This window comes from Vibrio sp. T13N (assembly GCF_032970445.1).
GTDB classification, from domain to species: Bacteria; Pseudomonadota; Gammaproteobacteria; order Enterobacterales; family Vibrionaceae; genus Vibrio; species Vibrio diabolicus.
Genome location: NZ_JAWJYE010000008.1, coordinates 69858 through 87528, shown reverse-complemented (window position 1 = coordinate 87528; position 17671 = coordinate 69858). Strand labels below are relative to the sequence as shown.

At 44.8% G+C, this 17671-nt stretch carries 16 protein-coding genes, 1 other RNA gene and 1 pseudogene; 8 read left to right on the top strand and 10 right to left on the bottom strand.

The window, feature by feature from the left end:
* Window positions 1-109: 109 nt before the first annotated feature.
* Window positions 110-469 carry an outer membrane protein assembly factor BamE gene (gene bamE / locus R2S67_RS14640; protein ID WP_005391468.1) on the top strand — a complete coding sequence of 120 codons (360 nt, stop codon included), beginning with the start codon at window positions 110-112 and terminating at the stop codon, window positions 467-469.
* A 104-nt stretch (window positions 470-573) separates the two neighbouring features.
* Here bamE and R2S67_RS14635 read toward each other — a convergent pair whose 3' ends face one another.
* Window positions 574-927, bottom strand: coding sequence for an RnfH family protein (locus tag R2S67_RS14635; protein WP_005391471.1), 354 nt, complete (start codon window positions 925-927; stop codon window positions 574-576).
* A complete protein-coding gene (locus tag R2S67_RS14630; protein WP_005391473.1) occupies window positions 917-1360 on the bottom strand; it encodes an SRPBCC family protein in 444 nt (147 codons plus the stop codon). The genes R2S67_RS14635 and R2S67_RS14630 overlap by 11 nt, the downstream gene beginning before the upstream one ends.
* Window positions 1361-1478: 118 nt before the next feature.
* On the opposite strand from R2S67_RS14630, the gene smpB reads away from it, so the two are divergent.
* The 3 genes from smpB (at window position 1479) to R2S67_RS14615 (ending at window position 4243) form a co-directional block, all read left to right on the top strand.
* Window positions 1479-1964, top strand: coding sequence for an SsrA-binding protein SmpB (gene smpB, locus R2S67_RS14625; RefSeq protein WP_005391476.1), 486 nt, complete (start codon window positions 1479-1481; stop codon window positions 1962-1964).
* Window positions 1965-2030: 66 nt separating this feature from the next.
* Window positions 2031-2398: a transfer-messenger RNA gene (gene ssrA, locus R2S67_RS14620) on the top strand.
* A gap of 111 nt (window positions 2399-2509) precedes the next feature.
* Window positions 2510-4243, top strand: a complete 1734-nt coding sequence (locus R2S67_RS14615) for a site-specific integrase (RefSeq protein WP_228841877.1) — start codon at window positions 2510-2512, stop codon at window positions 4241-4243.
* 50 nt (window positions 4244-4293) lie between these two features.
* On the opposite strand, the pseudogene R2S67_RS14610 reads toward R2S67_RS14615, so the two are convergent.
* From R2S67_RS14610 to R2S67_RS14585, 6 genes and pseudogenes are all read right to left on the bottom strand, one after another.
* Window positions 4294-4792, bottom strand: a pseudogene (locus tag R2S67_RS14610) (RNase H family protein).
* Window positions 4793-4960: 168 nt separating this feature from the next.
* Window positions 4961-5575, bottom strand: coding sequence for a hypothetical protein (locus R2S67_RS14605; protein WP_213964408.1), 615 nt, complete (start codon window positions 5573-5575; stop codon window positions 4961-4963).
* Between the two features lie 674 nt (window positions 5576-6249).
* Entirely contained in the window at window positions 6250-6450 is a 201-nt protein-coding gene (locus tag R2S67_RS14600) for a hypothetical protein (protein ID WP_005479249.1), read from the bottom strand.
* Window positions 6451-6597: 147 nt separating this feature from the next.
* Window positions 6598-7242, bottom strand: a complete 645-nt coding sequence (locus tag R2S67_RS14595) for a recombinase family protein (protein ID WP_005482959.1) — start codon at window positions 7240-7242, stop codon at window positions 6598-6600.
* Between the two features lie 326 nt (window positions 7243-7568).
* Entirely contained in the window at window positions 7569-8495 is a 927-nt protein-coding gene (locus R2S67_RS14590; protein WP_025562107.1) for an STM4504/CBY_0614 family protein, read from the bottom strand.
* A 1011-nt stretch (window positions 8496-9506) separates the two neighbouring features.
* Window positions 9507-10070 carry a porin family protein gene (locus tag R2S67_RS14585; protein ID WP_005391484.1) on the bottom strand — a complete coding sequence of 188 codons (564 nt, stop codon included), beginning with the start codon at window positions 10068-10070 and terminating at the stop codon, window positions 9507-9509.
* Window positions 10071-10494: 424 nt separating this feature from the next.
* Here R2S67_RS14585 and R2S67_RS14580 point away from each other — a divergent pair, with 424 nt between their 5' ends.
* The 4 genes from R2S67_RS14580 (at window position 10495) to R2S67_RS14565 (ending at window position 15372) form a co-directional block, all read left to right on the top strand.
* Window positions 10495-11376, top strand: a complete 882-nt coding sequence (locus tag R2S67_RS14580; protein ID WP_317345325.1) for a LysR family transcriptional regulator — start codon at window positions 10495-10497, stop codon at window positions 11374-11376.
* 120 nt (window positions 11377-11496) lie between these two features.
* The gene (locus R2S67_RS14575; protein WP_046874325.1) at window positions 11497-13032 is read left to right on the top strand and encodes a bifunctional GNAT family N-acetyltransferase/carbon-nitrogen hydrolase family protein; all 1536 of its coding nucleotides are present in this window, start codon (window positions 11497-11499) and stop codon (window positions 13030-13032) included.
* A 204-nt stretch (window positions 13033-13236) separates the two neighbouring features.
* Entirely contained in the window at window positions 13237-13824 is a 588-nt protein-coding gene (locus R2S67_RS14570) for a DedA family protein (protein ID WP_005391489.1), read from the top strand.
* A gap of 180 nt (window positions 13825-14004) precedes the next feature.
* Window positions 14005-15372: a Na+/H+ antiporter NhaC family protein gene (locus R2S67_RS14565; RefSeq protein WP_317345322.1), complete on the top strand. Its 1368-nt coding sequence runs from the start codon at window positions 14005-14007 to the stop codon at window positions 15370-15372.
* Window positions 15373-15442: 70 nt separating this feature from the next.
* On the opposite strand, the gene R2S67_RS14560 is transcribed toward R2S67_RS14565, so the two are convergent.
* The gene (locus tag R2S67_RS14560; protein ID WP_317345320.1) at window positions 15443-16282 is read right to left on the bottom strand and encodes a 3-keto-5-aminohexanoate cleavage protein; all 840 of its coding nucleotides are present in this window, start codon (window positions 16280-16282) and stop codon (window positions 15443-15445) included.
* Entirely contained in the window at window positions 16273-17604 is a 1332-nt protein-coding gene (locus tag R2S67_RS14555) for an aspartate aminotransferase family protein (RefSeq protein WP_317345319.1), read from the bottom strand. Before R2S67_RS14555 ends, R2S67_RS14560 begins: the two co-directional genes overlap by 10 nt.
* Window positions 17605-17671: the final 67 nt, after the last annotated feature.

Sequence of the window (17671 nt, the reverse complement as noted above, 5' to 3'; positions counted from 1 at the left end):
ACTCAAAATTCGTTGTCAGATTTCCTATCATACGACGCATAGCTTTTTACATCTGCGTCGAGCTTGTTTATTATCAGCGCAGTATTTTAAAGGTTACTAAGAAATTATTATGCAATTAAAGAAGTGGTTAGTTGCCGTACCATTAGCAATGACATTGCTGACAGGATGTTCGGTATTGGAAAAACTGGTTTATCGCATTGATATCAACCAAGGCAACTATGTAGAACAAAGTGCGGTAGATAAATTAAAGTTTGGGATGACTAAAGCACAGGTTCGCTTCGTACTAGGGTCGCCAATGCTTATTGAAAACGGCTACCCAAACACTTGGTACTACATTTATCACCATACTCCTGGTCACGGTGATCCAGTGCAAAAAGACCTGATCGTTAACTTTAACGATCAAGGCACACTCGCAGATATCAGTGGTGACTTCCCAAAAAGTGACGCTTTTTACGAGCAGATTCAGTAAACGACTTTTGCAAAAAACCTCTCACATGAGAGGTTTTTATTATCTAGATATCGCGCAATCACACTTTGAATCAATGACGCCATCCATTGGGATTGATATCAAGTCTACTTATTCTTACGTACAGAGCTAGGCTTACCACCGGTGACTGGGTCTGCATTCCCCTCGGCTTTAGCCTGCTCCGCCCGCTTACGACGAATCTCTTTCGGGTCTGCGAGTAACGGACGATATATCTCTATTCGATCTCGATCTCGAACGGTCGCATCTAACTTCACATTACGACTAAACACACCCACTTTATTCTTAGATAAATCAATTTCAGGGTATAACTCTAACACGCCAGATTGTCGAATGATCTCTTCTACCGTTGCGTGATTATTCACCACTAAATTAAATACACGCTGTTCATGAGGAAGAGCATAGACAACCTCTACGTGAATCATATCTGACTCAATACTCATAACACTCGTAGACCTGTTTTGCGCGTTTAGTGAATGCATTTACCATGTTACTGGTAAGCTCGTTAAAAACCTTACCGAAGGCCATCTCAATCATTTTACTTGAGAATTCAAACTCAAGCTTTAGCTCAACCTTGCAAGCTTGCTCATCTAGCGCGGTAAAAATCCAACCACCACGCAATGTCTTAAACGGACCATCCACCAAGTTCATCATAATTGCTTGGCCTGGGATCAGCTCATTTGAAGTAGTAAACGTTTTGCTGATACCAGCCTTCGCCACATCGACAGAAGCCACCATACCATTACCCGAAGACTCAATGATTCTAGAGCCCGAGCAACCAGGCAGAAACTCAGGGTATTTAGCAACATCGTTAACCAGATTGAACATCTGTTCAGCACTAAAAGACACAAGCGCAGAACGGCTGACTTGCTTCATACATACTCCTATCGATACATGTACAGATTTAAAGCTCCTGCCAATTTTACTTTTATTCCACGATTGCGCAAATAAAAGGATTTCCTATCCGATATCCAACCCGTATAATGTCGCTATTATGGCAAAGAAAAAAACGAAACAAAAAGCGGGTAGCAATACTATCGCGCTGAATAAAAAAGCTCGCCACGAGTATTTCATCGATGATGAAATCGAAGCTGGCTTGGAGCTCCAAGGTTGGGAAGTGAAAGCCCTTCGCCAAGGTAAAGCCAATATTTCTGAAAGTTACGTATTTATGCGTGACGGTGAAGCCTTTGTGAGTGGCATGACAATCACTCCTTTAAATCAGGCATCGACACACGTTGTGGCGAACCCCACACGTGTGCGTAAACTACTAATGAGTCGTCGTGAACTAGACAACCTATTCGGACGTGTGAACCGTGAAGGTATGACATTAACGGCGCTCTCTCTGTACTGGTCTCGCTCTTGGGTGAAACTAAAAATTGGCGTAGCAAAAGGTAAAAAGCTGCACGATAAACGTACGGATTTAAAAGAAAAAGACTGGGCAAGAGAGAAAGCACGCGTAATGAAGAGTACACTGCGTTAATCTTGACCACTTAAACGCATAGTACTGGACAGCCAATGCTTTTCTGTTACTATGCGAATATTACCTGGGGCTGATTTAGGATTCGACGGGAATTCAGAAGTCTGAGGTGCATGCCGAGGTGCGGTAGGCCTCGTTAACAAACCGCAAAAAAATAGTCGCAAACGACGAAAACTACGCACTAGCAGCTTAATAACCTGCTCAGAGCTCTCTCGCCCTAGCTTCCGCACGTAAGACGGGGAATAACGAGGGATCAAACCCAAACGCGCTAGCCCGGATTCTCCCGCCTGAGAGATGAACGGCGAATTTTAATTCAGGCTAGTCATTCATTAGCGTGTCGGTTCGCAGGTGGGTGGCGAAATTAAAGATCGACTAAGCATGTAGTACCAATGATGAACGGTTTTCGGACGCGGGTTCAACTCCCGCCAGCTCCACCAAACATCATGTAAGCCTCTGATTTTTCAGGGGCTTTCTTTTTATATATGCCTATGAAAAGAGAAATTGAGGTACATCCTGTTCTACATATGGACGGAGATGACACTTTGCACATGACACAACGGGCAAACGGTAACTGGTACTATCAACGCCGTATCCCAACCCACTCTCAGCCATTCTTTGGCAACAAAAAGTCCATCAAAATCTCACTGCGCACCAAGTCTGTCGCAGAAGCTCGTGTTAGAGCGCGTCAGCTATCTGTAGAGCATGACGTCCTATTTGCGCAGCATGAGACTCTCGCAACAACGACAAGCAAACCTAAAGGCTACGCAAGTAACCCACTTGAGGTGCTCGTTGACGTCAAAGCTAGCCAAGCTCAACACAAAGAAATCACTCAAGCGACGTCTGGCAACCTAGTAGGAACTCAGAGCTTACTACACGCACAAGTCTTTACTGCGCCACTAAAGGAGCGTGAGAGCGTCTTTACGGGTATTGAGGCAATGAGAGATGATTTATGCGAACTCATGTGCGACCTTGCCGAAAATAGATTGAGTGAGTATGACGCCAAGCTTTCGCGCTCGTGGCGTATCATTGAGGGTGCGATGGAGTCAGAGCACTACGAGTATTTTGTAGAGCAACCATTTGAAAATCAAAGACAACTTGTCATCGAGAGCTGTAGAAAGTCGATACAAGGACTATCCTCATTAACTACTCAGCTCACGGATGTGATGGCAGAGCGTCTTGAGTTACCTAATGCGTCTGATACCTACCTTCATGAGCTAAGGGGAACGCAAGCTCCGACGGAGAGCGAACATCAAAGCTTGCTGTTATCTGAATGCGTAGAGCTTTACCTCAAGGATAGAGAAAAAGACAACATGCAACCCAAGACCTTTGAAAGCTACAAGGCTCGTATGCGACTCATGCTATACATCTTGGGCGACCGTCCTATTGACTCTCTCAAGCGTGCTGATGCTTTGATGTTCAAGGATAAACTCTTGCAGTTACCAGCGAACCTCAACAAAGTGTCGAGCTTTAAGGGCTTACCTGTTGATGATGTCATTGCTCTCAAACCGACACCGATGGCAGTAAGCACAGCAAATGACACAATGACTGGTGTTAGCTCATTCTTCGACTGGTGCGTGTTGAATGAGTACGCGTCCAAGAATGCCTTTAAAGGACTCAAAGTAAAGACCAAGAAAAAGGCATCTGATGAGCGTAGCGCGTTCACTGAGTCTGACTTAAAGACCCTATTTCAGCATCCATACTTCCAAGGAGGTAAGAGTAAACACCCACACTATTACTGGCTACCTGTACTAGGGCTTTATACAGGTGCTCGTCTCAACGAGTTGTGTCAGTTGCATGTATGTGACGTTCGTAGAGATGATGAGAGCGGACTTTGGACTATGACCATCACCAATACTCAAGAAGACCAGAAAACCAAGAATATGAGTTCAATTCGCACTATTCCACTGCACCCTAAATTAATTGAACTAGGATTCGTTGACTACGTACAGAACCTCACTCATGAGCGCGTCTTTCCTGAGCTTAAGAGAGGAAGAGATGGGTATGGACAAGCACCATCCAAATGGTTTGCTCGCTTCCGCGACAAAGTGCTGCCTAACGCCAAGAACGAACATAAGGCTTACCATTCTTTCAGGCACACTTTCATCAACGCCCTGAAGCAATCAGGCGTATCCCGCAGTCATGCAGCAGCCTATGTGGGTCATGGGGACGGAAGTGAAACGTTTGGACGGTATGGTAAAGCTTATGTCGCATCAGCATTAGCTCCTATATTGGACAACATTACGTTCGACTTCGACATAAAGCCCTATGTACTATCTAACTAGTACGAATTAAAAGGTAACACCTGACGTCTACCCAAGTGTTACCTTTCATTTTACATTTTACCTTCGGCTGCTTGTCTCGCTAAGCAGTCTGAATGCTCATTACCTTTGACGCCAGAGTGACCAGCTACGTGCTCAACGCTAACACGTGGACGAATAGCTTTAAGCTCATCTATCAGCATCCATAAGTCCTGATTAGCGACAGGCTTCTTGCTTGAGTTGCGCCAAGCGTTACGCTTCCAGCTATCAAGCCATTCATTGAAGCCCCGCACACAGTACTGACTGTCACTAAAGACATTGTCCCCCCTCACCAGCTACAAGTAAGGCAATGATGAGAGCCAGAAGCTCAGCCCTTTGACTGGTGACACCACCAGCCCTGCGAACGGAGGATGAGTACTCCTGAATGCAATGTCCAAGAGCGTCGTAAACAGCGACACCAACACCCCCTTGAAGACACCCGTGCTGATTGTCTGGTGCTGAACCATCGCAATAGATACTTAGTGGGTGCTGAGCGTTGTGTAATAGATGTGTCGTTTGAAGCTGTGTATTCATATTGAGTCCTTAATCGTAAAGCCACACCGAAAGCCCCACATAGCCAACTACACCAACGAAAGACTCGTAGTGACTAGCTGACAGCATGGCTTTGCGGTTAAGCGTTGGGTTTGAAGTGAAGTAGACCTTGTGGTGGCCTATTATGGGTTGTGGAGATCTGAGGGTTAATCAGGCTGCTTGGAGTGATAGCGCTGATGTGGCATGTATCGAGCGTTTAAAGGTAATGCTGTAGTTCGCACCTTCATCACCACCTAAACACACGATATAGCCGTGGTGGTCAAGCCGCTTTAGCGACTCTCGAATAGTACGAGGCTTGAGCCTTAGAGCTTCTTCAAGCGTCGACATCGACACGATAAGATACTTTGCCTCTTTCGGTAGCATTCGTTCAGCAACAGTAAAGACTCGCTTATCGCTAACACTAGGCCTGTACTGAGGCTCACTTTCTTCGGGGATTGTTATCTCATGACGTTGTATCCCATACATTTGTGCTAACTGAGACGCAACCTTACGGCAAACAGATAAGTACAACGCAATGGTGCGCTTTGAGTACGATTCACGGTTTAGTGCTTTGAGACTGACATTAAGACGCCTTTCAAGACTGTCATAGGTCAGTGTATCGAGCGTCTGAAGTAACCGAAGGATTCGGCTTCTCGATAGCCCTCGGCCTCCACCAGCCAAACGACAAGCATTATCAAAGACATCCCTCTGAGGACGGCTGAGGTCTGAGTAATGAAAGATGTAAGCAAGCTTGGCTTTCAGTTTAGAGTTGTTTATATACGCCATTGCATATCCTTTAAAAACAATCACTTACAGAAAAATTCTGCAAGATTGCAACATATATAAGAAAGGCATTGAGTAGATAATTAGAGCTAGGCTGAAGGAAGGATGATTGAGAGTTAAGACACAGAACTTTAAGTCTGTCTTAGAGCTACTTTAAGCTCTACTTTAAGTAAGTGATTGTTATTGTTAATAACTACAATCACGTCTTTAAGATAGTCTTTAAGACAGACTTTAAGTATCCACGCCCTACACCAGCACGTCTTACAAGCTTAAAGCTTCCCTTAAAGAGAACTCTTAAGCTTTGCGTCTGGTGCATGTGTTGCTCTTTGTCTCTCTGCTTGCCCAAGGCATTAAGACTCACTCTCTATGAAGCCGAGAGGTTACGAGGTGATGGCCTTGAAGCCCACTCAGTGCGTGACTCTGATGTGTGACTTCTTGCTGTGGTTTGGCGGCTACAGTCCGCATTGGGTTTGTTCTTATAGGCAGTCGTAATTACAGGTTATTAACATCCTGTCAGACTCACCGTATCGGGCTGCGCCCTATAGGCAGTCGTAATTCGATTGGCATTGCGTTGAGACTCAAAGAGAGCGTAAAGGCAGGGGATGAGAGCGTTGATACCTCGATGGCTTGACCCAACTAAAACAGACAAGGGCAGGCGTTGCACCCGCCCAAGTGACCTAGATAAGCTCGGCGTTAACCTCCGCCATGTAAGGCGCTAAGACATTCTCAATGCCATTTGTAGCGTCCTCAAAGACACCAAGCTCTACTAACGCTTTAACATGCCCCCACACCTCTTGGTGAAGCTGCGAGTCTTGCGTTGTAAGCAGCGTTTGAGTATCAAGATGATTAGAGGCTTTAATAGTTAAGACGTCGTTCATATCAATGCTCCTTTGTGCTTAAGGTGAGCTAAAGATACCGAAACTCAACTTGGTTGTGTTATGTGTAGTCACTAGTGAGTGCAACAACTTGAATATGGTCACGCAAAAGCTTGCTAAGTGAGCACTTATTGTTCAATCAGCCGACACTTAGAACACGGTGCCAGCTTCAACCGCCTTCTTCTTCACTCTCTGTACGGTACTTGCATTACAGCCAAGCTCCTGAGCGACACCACGGATAGACTTGCCCTCAAGTAACAACTCAATGATACGCTGATGCTGCTTGGTATTAGCTTTGCGTCCTTGGAACTTCTCAGCCCACTTCGCAGGGTTAGCTTTAAGCGCTTGTCTTCCAGCCTCAGCCGACGCTAAGCGATTCTTACGCTCTGCCGCAGCCATAGCCGTGAGCATGGTAATCTGGATGTCAGTGACCATGTTCTGCATGTCATCATCTTTGCTTGAGTATGAGAACGTCAGACCTTGATTGATAGTCTTAATGCACACACCCCTGTCGAGAAGCTCACGTATAGTCGATTCAGCGTCTCGATAGTCACGCCCTAAACGGTCAACCCACCATACGACTAGAGTATCTCCTTTACGTAGCTTACCAAGAAGAACCGATAGCCCTGCCCTCTCTCTAGCTGGCACAGTACCCGACACTTTCTCTGTCGTAATCTCCGCATCAGGGTAAAGCTTTGAGATGTCACTCAATTGGCTGTCCACGTTCTGCTCTTTAGTCGACACACGGACATAAGCAAAGACCATTGAGTTACTGTCATTGGATTGAGTTGTCATTGTCATACCTCGAACGAGTGCTTTAGGTTACTGTATGCTTAACTTATTGTATGCATATCGACAAGTCAACACCTAAAGCACACAAAAATAACACCCTTAGAGTGTATGCTTTTGGGCATAATCTATTGCATCCAATTGTAAAGTTAAGGTAAGAACTTTTCGGCAGTTAGTAGCCAAACATCTCTGGGGGGATGGGGGGATTGTCCAGTACAAGTTTAAAAGAAAAGGGCTTTGATTTTTTTAAACTAATTTTCCCCTAATATCTAGGATTTGTCAGTATTGTATGAGTGCCATACTAAGTTGTCATAGCATAGCACTCACTAGGGTCATTTAGTTTCGTGGTAACACTTACCCAGAAACACAATGTTAGTTGCCGTCAAATGTAGCGTGTAACTGACTAGTCCTTGCGGTATATTTCTAACCTCTTTACCAGCACCATGACCACCTGACTTATTACGTATAGTCGGCACACCTGACTCAAGTAGCTGCCTAAATGAGGCGAACTGGTTCTGCATGTACAGTGGCACAAGCTCATTCTCAATACACTTCTGAATCAACTTAGCCGCTGGTAGTTGGTCGTGCTCCCTGTCATCAATCCACCCCCTTTCGTGGCAGATCGACTTCATTAAGCTCTCAAATGATTTACAGCAATCCGTAATACACTCTTCAAAGTTACCATGTCGATAATGCTCATGTGCAGAAAGGAACTCTTCTTGAGCGCCTTTAAAATCTTGTAGTATAAGCAGTGCTGGTTTTACAACTTCCGCATGAATGTACTGCTCATCAATTCTAACGATGACGCCATCAGTGTACTCATAGCCAAACCCTGCGCGCTTCATACGCTCATTTAATTCTTCTAGAGCATCATCAGGCTTTTGAGAGACATTATCATTGCAAGTAAAATTTGCCCAGTTTTGTCGAACGTGCTTATCAATCAAGCGACAAGATAACTCTAAAACATCGATAAATTCCTCTGTCGGCGTATGGTCTACTAAGTATTTCTCCAACCAAGAAGCACTCCCCATGTAGCATCCTCCTAAGCTAGACTCACCATACTCCCTCTTTAAAACGTTGAAAATTACAGCATATGCCTCATCCGATGGAGTTTGGTATCCACAATTACTTCGAGTACCTATCGCCGCAACCAGAATCTGTGCCACTTGAGTTCTTAGCTTATCGCTCACCTCGGTATACTGGTAGACTTCCGGGTACTTCGCTTTGTTTCTGGTAGAGTAGAGTTCGTAGATTGCCATTAATAACCATTCCTTTCGCTTACCTCATCAATTCATCATATCATCATTATGCATCAATAGACTCATGATAATTCTCCCCACCTTACTCCTTAACGTTCTAGCTTTTTCCTCATCATTACCGACAGCTCTCGCCAACCTCCTTAGCGACCCGAGCTGTGGTTCTACAGGTATGCTTACTTGTTCTTCCTTGCTGCGCACGATACACCATCATGCCTTACTCCTTCTCTATGGAACCATCATGACATTCATCCTATAACCTGAATCAATACGACAACTTCGGCCTCATAAGGCTTACTAACTAACCGATACCATTAAGAGTCATAGTGCTCTGCTAAGTGAAATATGAGAGAAGGCGTAAAAAACATACTGTGAGAGTTAGTGAGTTGTGGCATTAACGGCTGCGACAATTCCATTAATGAGAACCAAGAGAGCGAGTCTTGCTTGTGGGCTTACTGTTGTTTTTTTTGAGGGGGGGGATAACTAATATATATTTGACAAGAAGACACCCCGACGTTAAACAGCAAACTGTCTCGTCGCTAGTAGCAAGGTAAACGCTGAGCCACTCCCACAGCTTCAATTCAACTCCCAAAGTGGGAACTGAACCGAACTAGCAGTGTTCTACAAGGTGTGCTACATTTCGAGTAAACCACTGGTGTACCTTCCTTGTATATCAGAGACTTACAGAGAAAAAGGCGACGAACTCTCGAATCCCGCCAGCTCCACCAAACGTTTGGAAAAGGCCACCTTCGGGTGGCCTTTTTTGTATCTGCTATCCGTACTTATGTTGCAACAGTACACGATCTACTTTTACGATGTTACTTGCTATTAGTGCACGGCTTCTTTTATAGCCTATAGAAAAATAAGCAGACGATCTCTAATAATCAACACTTCCAACTTTATAAATATTTTATTCATTAGTAATTTTATGCAGATAATTAAATCTCTTTAAAAAATAAAAATGCGAAGCCATTTAGCTTCGCATTTTTATTGGGTTAAACATGGTTAACAATATTAGAAACGATATTCCACACCTAGCGATGCTTGGTTAAAATCAGTTTTTGTGTTTGCACCATTCGCTACGTTCTCTGCATTCAGTTCTACGTCGTACCACATATATTCTGCGTTAACTAAGAAGTTATCAGTAACTTTAAAACCAACACCGGCACCAGCGAATACACCTTCGTCATCTTTGTTGCCTTGGAAGCCCGCAACGTTGTAATCCGTCGAGTACCACATTTGACCGCCTTTTGCGTAAAGATCGACACGATCAGCAATAGGGGCTGTAACTTTTAGTGCTGCGGTGTAACCGTCCGTTTCGGCATTTGCTAGGTTATTACCATAGCTACCAAAATCAATGTAACCGCCCTCTAACGCTAAGTAAGGGTTAAAACGGTAACCAACCAAACCTTGAATAGCATCGCTGTCATCATCAAAGTCATCTTGTCCATCAACTTTTAAGTAACCATAGTTGGCGCCGACATAAACACCATGATCTTTGGAGTCCGCTGCGTGAGATAAAGTACTAAACGTTGCTAAAGAAAAAAGGCCAATCAAAGTAACAACATTGCTTTTCATTTCGTTCTCCTAATATAAGTGCCATTGAAAGTTCGAATTATACAAAGCAAATGCAATGCCAATTTTAATTTAATGAAAAACATTTTCTACTTTATAAAAAATTGACATTATTTTGAGATTAAAACAACAAAAATAAAAGTTATACCGTTTTATTTACCTTGAGAAAACAATATTAGATTTGTGTAAATACTAATGATGTAAAACATTCTATTTTATTTGTAGTTTTTTCAAAAGATAGGGAAAATCAATAAACAAACCCCAATCATCAATTATTTACATACCCATTATATTTAGGATTCTTAATTTTTGGTCTGGGTTCTTTATGAACGAGTAAGGAAGGTAATCACACATCGGCTTTTTCTCTCTTTGCTTCAATAGGTAAATCTCCTACTCTGTGAAGAGGCTATCTCCATGGGACTGAAGTATGTTAAAAGGCAGTGAGTACCCTTCTATCCGAGCATTAAGGACGTTTGTCGCGGTTGCAAATTACCTCAGCTTCTCTAAAGCGGCGGATGCCCTATGCATTACACAAAGCGCAGTAAGCAAACAAATCGCCGCGCTTGAACAACTAGTGGGCTTACCTTTAATACAAAGAGGCTCGAATGGTATTGAGTTAACTGAGGAAGGAAAACGCTACCTACCGCAAGTCACAGAAGCACTAGAACTTATTCAGAATGCAACCGCTAACTTAATCCAATCAGATTCAAAGCAAGAATTGCTCACCGTGGATGTTACTCCTTCTTTCGCTAGCCTTTGGTTGGTGCCTCATATTGATGACTTCCACCAGCGACATCCCAATATCCGTGTAAGAATCTGTACCGGAGATGGGAACGTCAAAGGTTCAAGCGGTGAAAGCAACTTGCATATTCGTTGTCTTCCATTGTCCACGCATTATGAATACAGCCACTTACTATGCGAAGAAATACTACTATTGGTCGGTTGTACTAACACTCCTGCACTCAAGAATGTGCACGCTGTTAGCGACTATCCGCTGATACCTCAAATCACTCGTCCTCAGTTGTGGGAGCAATTTAAGGCGGCACATGCAGTAGAACCAACCGTTACCTATCACTCTGTAGGCTTTGAACATTTTTACCTAGCTTACGAAGCCGTCAAAATGGGAAAAGGACTCGCCTTACTTCCTGATTTTATGGCGCAGAATTCTATTTTAAGAGGGGATATCCAACATATTCTCAACCTATCTTTACAGAGTGGTTATGGTTATTACGTGATGATCCCAAATTATCGCCTATCGGCTAAGAAAGTGGCGGCGTTTTACGAATGGTTGAAGAGCAAACTAAGCTAATATTGTTTTCTTGAAATGCTTTTGGTAACCCAAAACAACTCAAAGACTTCAGTATCTGTCTGCTCCAAATTGTGGCATTCTCATTAACACTGTTTCAAAAGGATAAATGGATTGAAAGATATGGACAGCAATTCGCCCAAACTCTCATTACGTACCATTGAGCCAACGGATTACCCTGAGCTTGCAGAACTAATGGACTTAGTGTTTCCTGATGTTGGCGGCTCATGGCCACGGCTGACGATTATGGATCTCATTCATCAGTTTCCTGATGGCCAAATCTGTATTGAGGATAACGGCAAAATAGTCGGTGCAGCATTAACCATTAAAGTGGACTACAACCGCTTTTCTCTTCCTCACCTGTATACCGACATCATTACCGAAAACAACGTCATACAGAATCAAGTAACCGGTGATGCAATGTATGGTCTCGATGTATTTGTCCACCCAGACTATCGAGGGCTACGTTTAGGTCGCCGTTTATATGATGCGCGTAAAGAGCTTTGCCGTAGTAAGAACTTCAAAGCCATTTTAGCCGGTGGTCGCATTCCTAATTACCACCAATACGCAGATGAACTGAGCGTTGCAGAGTACATCGACAAAGTAAAACGCCGTGAGCTTCATGACCCTATTTTGTCTTTTCAGCTTGCTAACGACTTCGATGTAAAACGAATCATGCGCGGCTACTTACCAGAGGATAGCGCTTCTAAAGGTTACGCGACACTGCTGGAGTGGGATAACTTTTTCTACGAAGAGGATATTCAATCCGTACACGATGTAGAAAAAACGCTGATTCGGATTGGTGTCGTCCAGTGGCAAATGCGCGCGATGAATGACCTGGAGGATTTGCTCGATCAAGCTGAGTTCTTCATCTCTTCTCTTGCGAACTATAAAGCCGATTTCGCCCTATTCCCTGAGTTCTTTAACGCACCGCTGATGGGCTTGCAAAACGACAAAAATTCCGTTGAAGCAATCCGCTTTTTGGCTAGCTTTACAGAAGAGATCAAAAACCGTTTCTCGCAGATGGCGGTCACCTACAACATCAACATTATTGCGGGCAGTATGCCCGTTATCGAAGATGGCAAACTGTATAATGTGGCCTACTTGCTGCAACGAGATGGTGAAATTAACGCTCAATATAAAATCCACATCACACCTCATGAACAAAGAGACTGGGTGATCGACGGTGGTGACAATGTTCAAGTGTTCGAAACCGATGCGGGCAAAGTCGGCATACTTATTTGTTATGACAGCGAATTCCCTGAATTGGGAAGAATGTTAGCAGAACAAGGCGCACAAATTGTATTCGTTCCTTTCTGGACGGACACAAAAAATGGCTACCAACGAGTACGAATTTGTTCCCAATCGCGAGCCATTGAAAACGAATGCTATGTTGCAATTGGTGGCAGTGTCGGTAACTTACCTCGTGTTGATAATGTCGATATCCAGTATGCACAATCTGCCGTATTTTCACCATCGGATATCTATTTCCCACACGATGCTACCTTGACAGAAGCAAGCGCCAACACCGAAATGATGATCTTCGCTGATGTTGATTTAACTAAGTTGAAACAGCTTAATACCGAAGGCTCTGTCACCAACTTACGTCATCGCCGCCTTGATTTGTATGGCGCATTTACTCAAGCTAAAGAGTCATAATGGTGTGCCTTATTCGCCGCCACACGGGAGCGTGGCGGCGAATAAAACAAGCAGCAGATTTATTCCGCACAATAATCAGAGGCATGTCAGTTTTTCTCAGCGGTGAGAAACAAGAATTGACCCAGTAGGACATTCGGAGTATCACTCCAACTTCGTTCCGCTTTTATTAGGGGAAAGCTTTTGGAACACATTAACGAACTTCTCATGTCAATGAAGCCTTTGCTCGAGCAATACGGCTACTTGGCGCTGATTGTCAGTATATTTCTAGAAGGGATAGGTGTACCGATGCCTGGTCAATCGCTGATGATCGCGGCATCTTTGCTCTCTTCAGAACAAGTCATGAATCTAAGTATGGTTATGATGGTATCGTGGCTAAGCTGCTTTTTTGGGAATACCTGTGGTTACCTAATCGGTTATTACTTTGAAGGCTGGTTGGATAAAAAAGGCTATATCTCTGGCCCGAAGATGCAAACACTGCAACTGACTATCCAGAAATACGGCCCTACGTGCTTGGTCGTCAGTCGCTTTATTGAAGGAATGAAGCAATTTATGCCTCTTGCATGCGGTATCGCGAAAATGCCACGTAGAGAGTTTTTGCTCGGTAACGCCCTCGCGGCGACGGTTTGGGTATTGGTATTCAGCTTGTTAACTCACTTTGCATTTGAACATTTAAGCGTGTTGAGCAACCTCTACACCGAATACAAATACCTGGTATGGGCATTTGCTGCTGTCTTATTTACGTGGATGGTTTTAGGTATTGTTAAACGCAAAAAAGCCAAATCAATGCAATAACGACAGTCCCTTCATTAGTGCATAACTAAAGCTCGTGGTATCAGTGAGATACGTAATACGAGCTTTTATCTTTTTCTTTACGTGCAAAATTTAAACAGCCATTTAGACGTCTAGACGTTGACAATGCGTAAATGTGATATTAGTCTGCTCTTCTCTCTTATTATTAACATTGTCGTTTACATGTCCGGTTCCCAACAAACAACTAAAACAGTTGCACCTTCTGCGGTCGCACTGATCCCATTGATTGTATTCCTTGCGCTGTTTATTGGCGTAGGCACTTACTTATCTTTGCAAGGCGTTGAATTTGCCTTCTACCAGCTGCCTGCACCCATCGCGGCATTACCAGCCATCATCATTGCGTTTCTTTTAAGTAAAGAGAAACTTAACCGCTCAATCGAACACTTCATGCGTGGTGTTGGCCACCCAGACATCATCGCAATGTGTATGATCTATCTGCTTGCTGGTGCCTTTGCTGCGGTAGCAAAAGCCTCTGGCGGTGTTGATGCAACGGTGAACCTTGGTTTATCCGCAATTCCAACCAGCATGATTTTACCGGGCATTTTTCTGATTTCTGCTTTTATCGCAACAGCAATGGGCACTTCGATGGGTACCATCGCAGCCGTTGCACCCGTAGCGTTAGGCATTGCTGAATCAGCCGGGATGAGCTTACCGTTAACCGCAGGCGTTGTGCTGAGCGGCGCTATGTTTGGTGACAACCTTTCTATCATCTCTGACACCACGATCGCGGCGACACGCTCTCAAGGTTGTGAGATGAAAGATAAGTTTAAAGAGAACATTCGTATTGCTTTACCTGCGGCGTTGATCGCGATTGCAGTGTTCGCTTTCAACAGTACAGCGACTCAAGTGCCTGCAATTGGCGATATTGAGTGGCTAAAAGTCCTGCCGTACATCACTATTTTGATCCTAGCGGTATCTGGTGTGAATGTGTTTGTGGTTCTGTCGATTGGTATCCTTTTGGCTGGCGGCGTGAGCTTGGCATCGATTGACAATTACGGACTGACTAATCTAGCCCAAGACGTATACAAAGGCTTTGGCAACATGCAAGAGATCTTCTTGTTGTCCATGCTAATTGGTGGTTTGAGTGAACTGATGCGTCGTCAAGGCGGCCTTGCTTTTCTAACCAATTTCGTTAGCAGCCTTATCCACGCGTTTGGCTCTAACCACTCTAAGCATGCCAACAGCCGCGCGAGCGAGCTAGGTATCGCAGGCTTGGTGTCGATGGTCAATGGCTGTACGGCAAACAACACCGTAGCCATCATTGTCTCGGGCAGCGTTGCTCGCCAACTGGCGGAAGAGAATAATGTCTCTCCTCGCCGCTCAGCAAGCTTGTTAGACATTTTCTCATGCGTGGTGCAAGGCGTGTTGCCTTACGGCGCGCAAGTATTGCTGCTAGGCTCAGTATTTAACCTTTCTCCATTAGAAGTGGTTGCCAACTCTTACTACTGTTTCGCGCTGGCAATTGCAGCCGTTGTGGCGGTGTTTATCAAACACCCAGCACGCCAACCCGCAGTGCAAACCGAAAACTAACGACAAATACCGAAAAGGCTCCGATGGAGCCTTTTTACTTTCTTCTTTATTTCCCTTGCCGCGAACAGATTTACTTCAAAACTGAACGCAAACTTTGCGCACTGTGTAAAGGAATCGCAAAGTGTCTAGCCACATCGCGTAGAGCTTCCACCTGAGCCGCGTTACTGATTGCTAATTCGCCTGCCACATCGAAGTGGTTATTCTCAAACCCCACTCTCACATCGAATCCAAGTAACATCGCACTCGCTAAACAGTCTTGCTCTCGCGCGCCAAAAGCACAAATGGCACATCGAATTTCTTCCTCGTCAAAACGCGCCAAATTCAAACCTGGTAAATCCCATGGCGAAGACTGTTGAGCTTGGTGATAACGCCCTAACACCACCAATGCATGCTGATGCGTTTTAGGTAACACGCCCGCATCGCGTAGTTGGAAATAACGTTCAATGTCGGTTGTATCGTAGAGAATAATTTGGCTCACGATGCTGTTCTCTGCCAACCAATGGAAAAAGGCATGCCCTTCTTTCTCACTTGCGCGATCGGGGATTAACTCCCTCAATGCGAAAGAAGCCGCTTCTGGTTTCACAGCTTTAACTAACGCCCTCTGTTGTGACGGAGAATATAAACCCACCGCCTCTGTGGTGAGCTGAACCATCATGTTTTCTCCCACCGCTTCTTTCACGGCATGGTAAATTGCCATGTTGTCGTCGATGTCTAGTGAATGACGTCCGTTAGCGTCCCTAGAATGCAAATGGATCATGGCAGCCCCTGCTGTTTGACAAGCGATAGCCTCTGCAACCAGTTCGTCTGTTGTCATAGGTAAGTTGGCGTGATCATGCTTGGTTTTTCTTGCACCGTTTGGAGCCACGATTATAGCGATAGGTTCTCGCAAATATTGGTTTGCTACTTCCATGTCTCCGCCACCTCTTTTAACGTCAGTGAGAGTTTGCCGACTAGTTCATCAATATGGTGAGGCTGAACAATGAAAGGCGGTGCGAGCAAAATATGGTGCCCATTAACGCCATCAATCGTTCCGCCCATTGGGTAGCACATTAAGCCATTTTCCATTGCTCGCTGTTTGATACGTTTGTCTGCCAATGTGGCTTTACTCAGAGGCGACTTGCTTTCTTTATCCGCCACCAGCTCAATGCCAAAAAACAAGCCTTTACCACGAATGTCGCCAATGTATGGTAAATGGGCCAATGCAGAAGTAAGCTCATTACGCAGCAAAGCACTTTGCTGATTCACCGCCGTTAATAAATCATCTTGGAAGATGGTTTCAATGGTTGCCACGGCGGCAGCGCACGCCACAGGGTGCGCCATAAAAGTATGACCATGTTGGAAAAAACCGCTTCCATCAGCAATAGCTTGATAGACTCGATCATTCGCAACCACCGCGCCAATAGGTTGATAACCCGCACCAAGCCCTTTAGCCATACAAACCAGATCGGGCTCTGCCTCTTCTTGCTCAAACGCAAAAAAACTGCCACTTCGCCCAACGCCACACATGACTTCATCCAAGATCAATAACACATCGTATTGGTCGCATATTTCGCGAATACGTTTGAAGTAACCTTGAGTCGCTGGCACAGCTCCAGCTGTGGCTCCCACAATAGGCTCGGCGACAAAAGCCATTACATTCTCAGCCCCCAACTCAAGAATTTTTGCCTCAAGTTCATTCGCCGTTCGCAATGAGTAATCCAATTCCGACTCATGAGTCTGCTGATACCGATAAGCATAGCAAGGGGCAATGTGATGGCTCGGATGCAAGATAGGCTTGAACGGTTCACGTCGCCATTCATTACCACCGACCGCCAGAGCTCCCAAGGTATTGCCGTGATAACTTTGCTGACGCGCGATGAATTGCTTCTTCTCTGGCTTACCTGATTCCACAAAATACTGCCGCGCCATTTTTAGTGCCGACTCCACCGCTTCTGACCCGCCACTGACTAAATACACATGGTTGAACTGCTCAGGCATGTACTGACAAATCAATTCCGCTAGTCGCTCACCGCTGTCACTAGTAAAAAATCCAGTATGAGCAAACGGCACTCGCTCGATCTGTGCCAACATCGCTTTTTTAACGGCTTGATGACTGTGGCCAAGGTTTGATACCGCAGCACCACCACAAGCATCGAGATATTGCTTTCCATGCTTATCGAATAGATAGACACCTTCACCTCTATCGATGATTGGCAGCGTGGCATGACAATGACGGTGAAATACGTAAGACATTTGAGTCCCTTCCAATGTATAAGATTTGCACACATCATCAGGAACAACCCCAAACGTGACAAGGGAA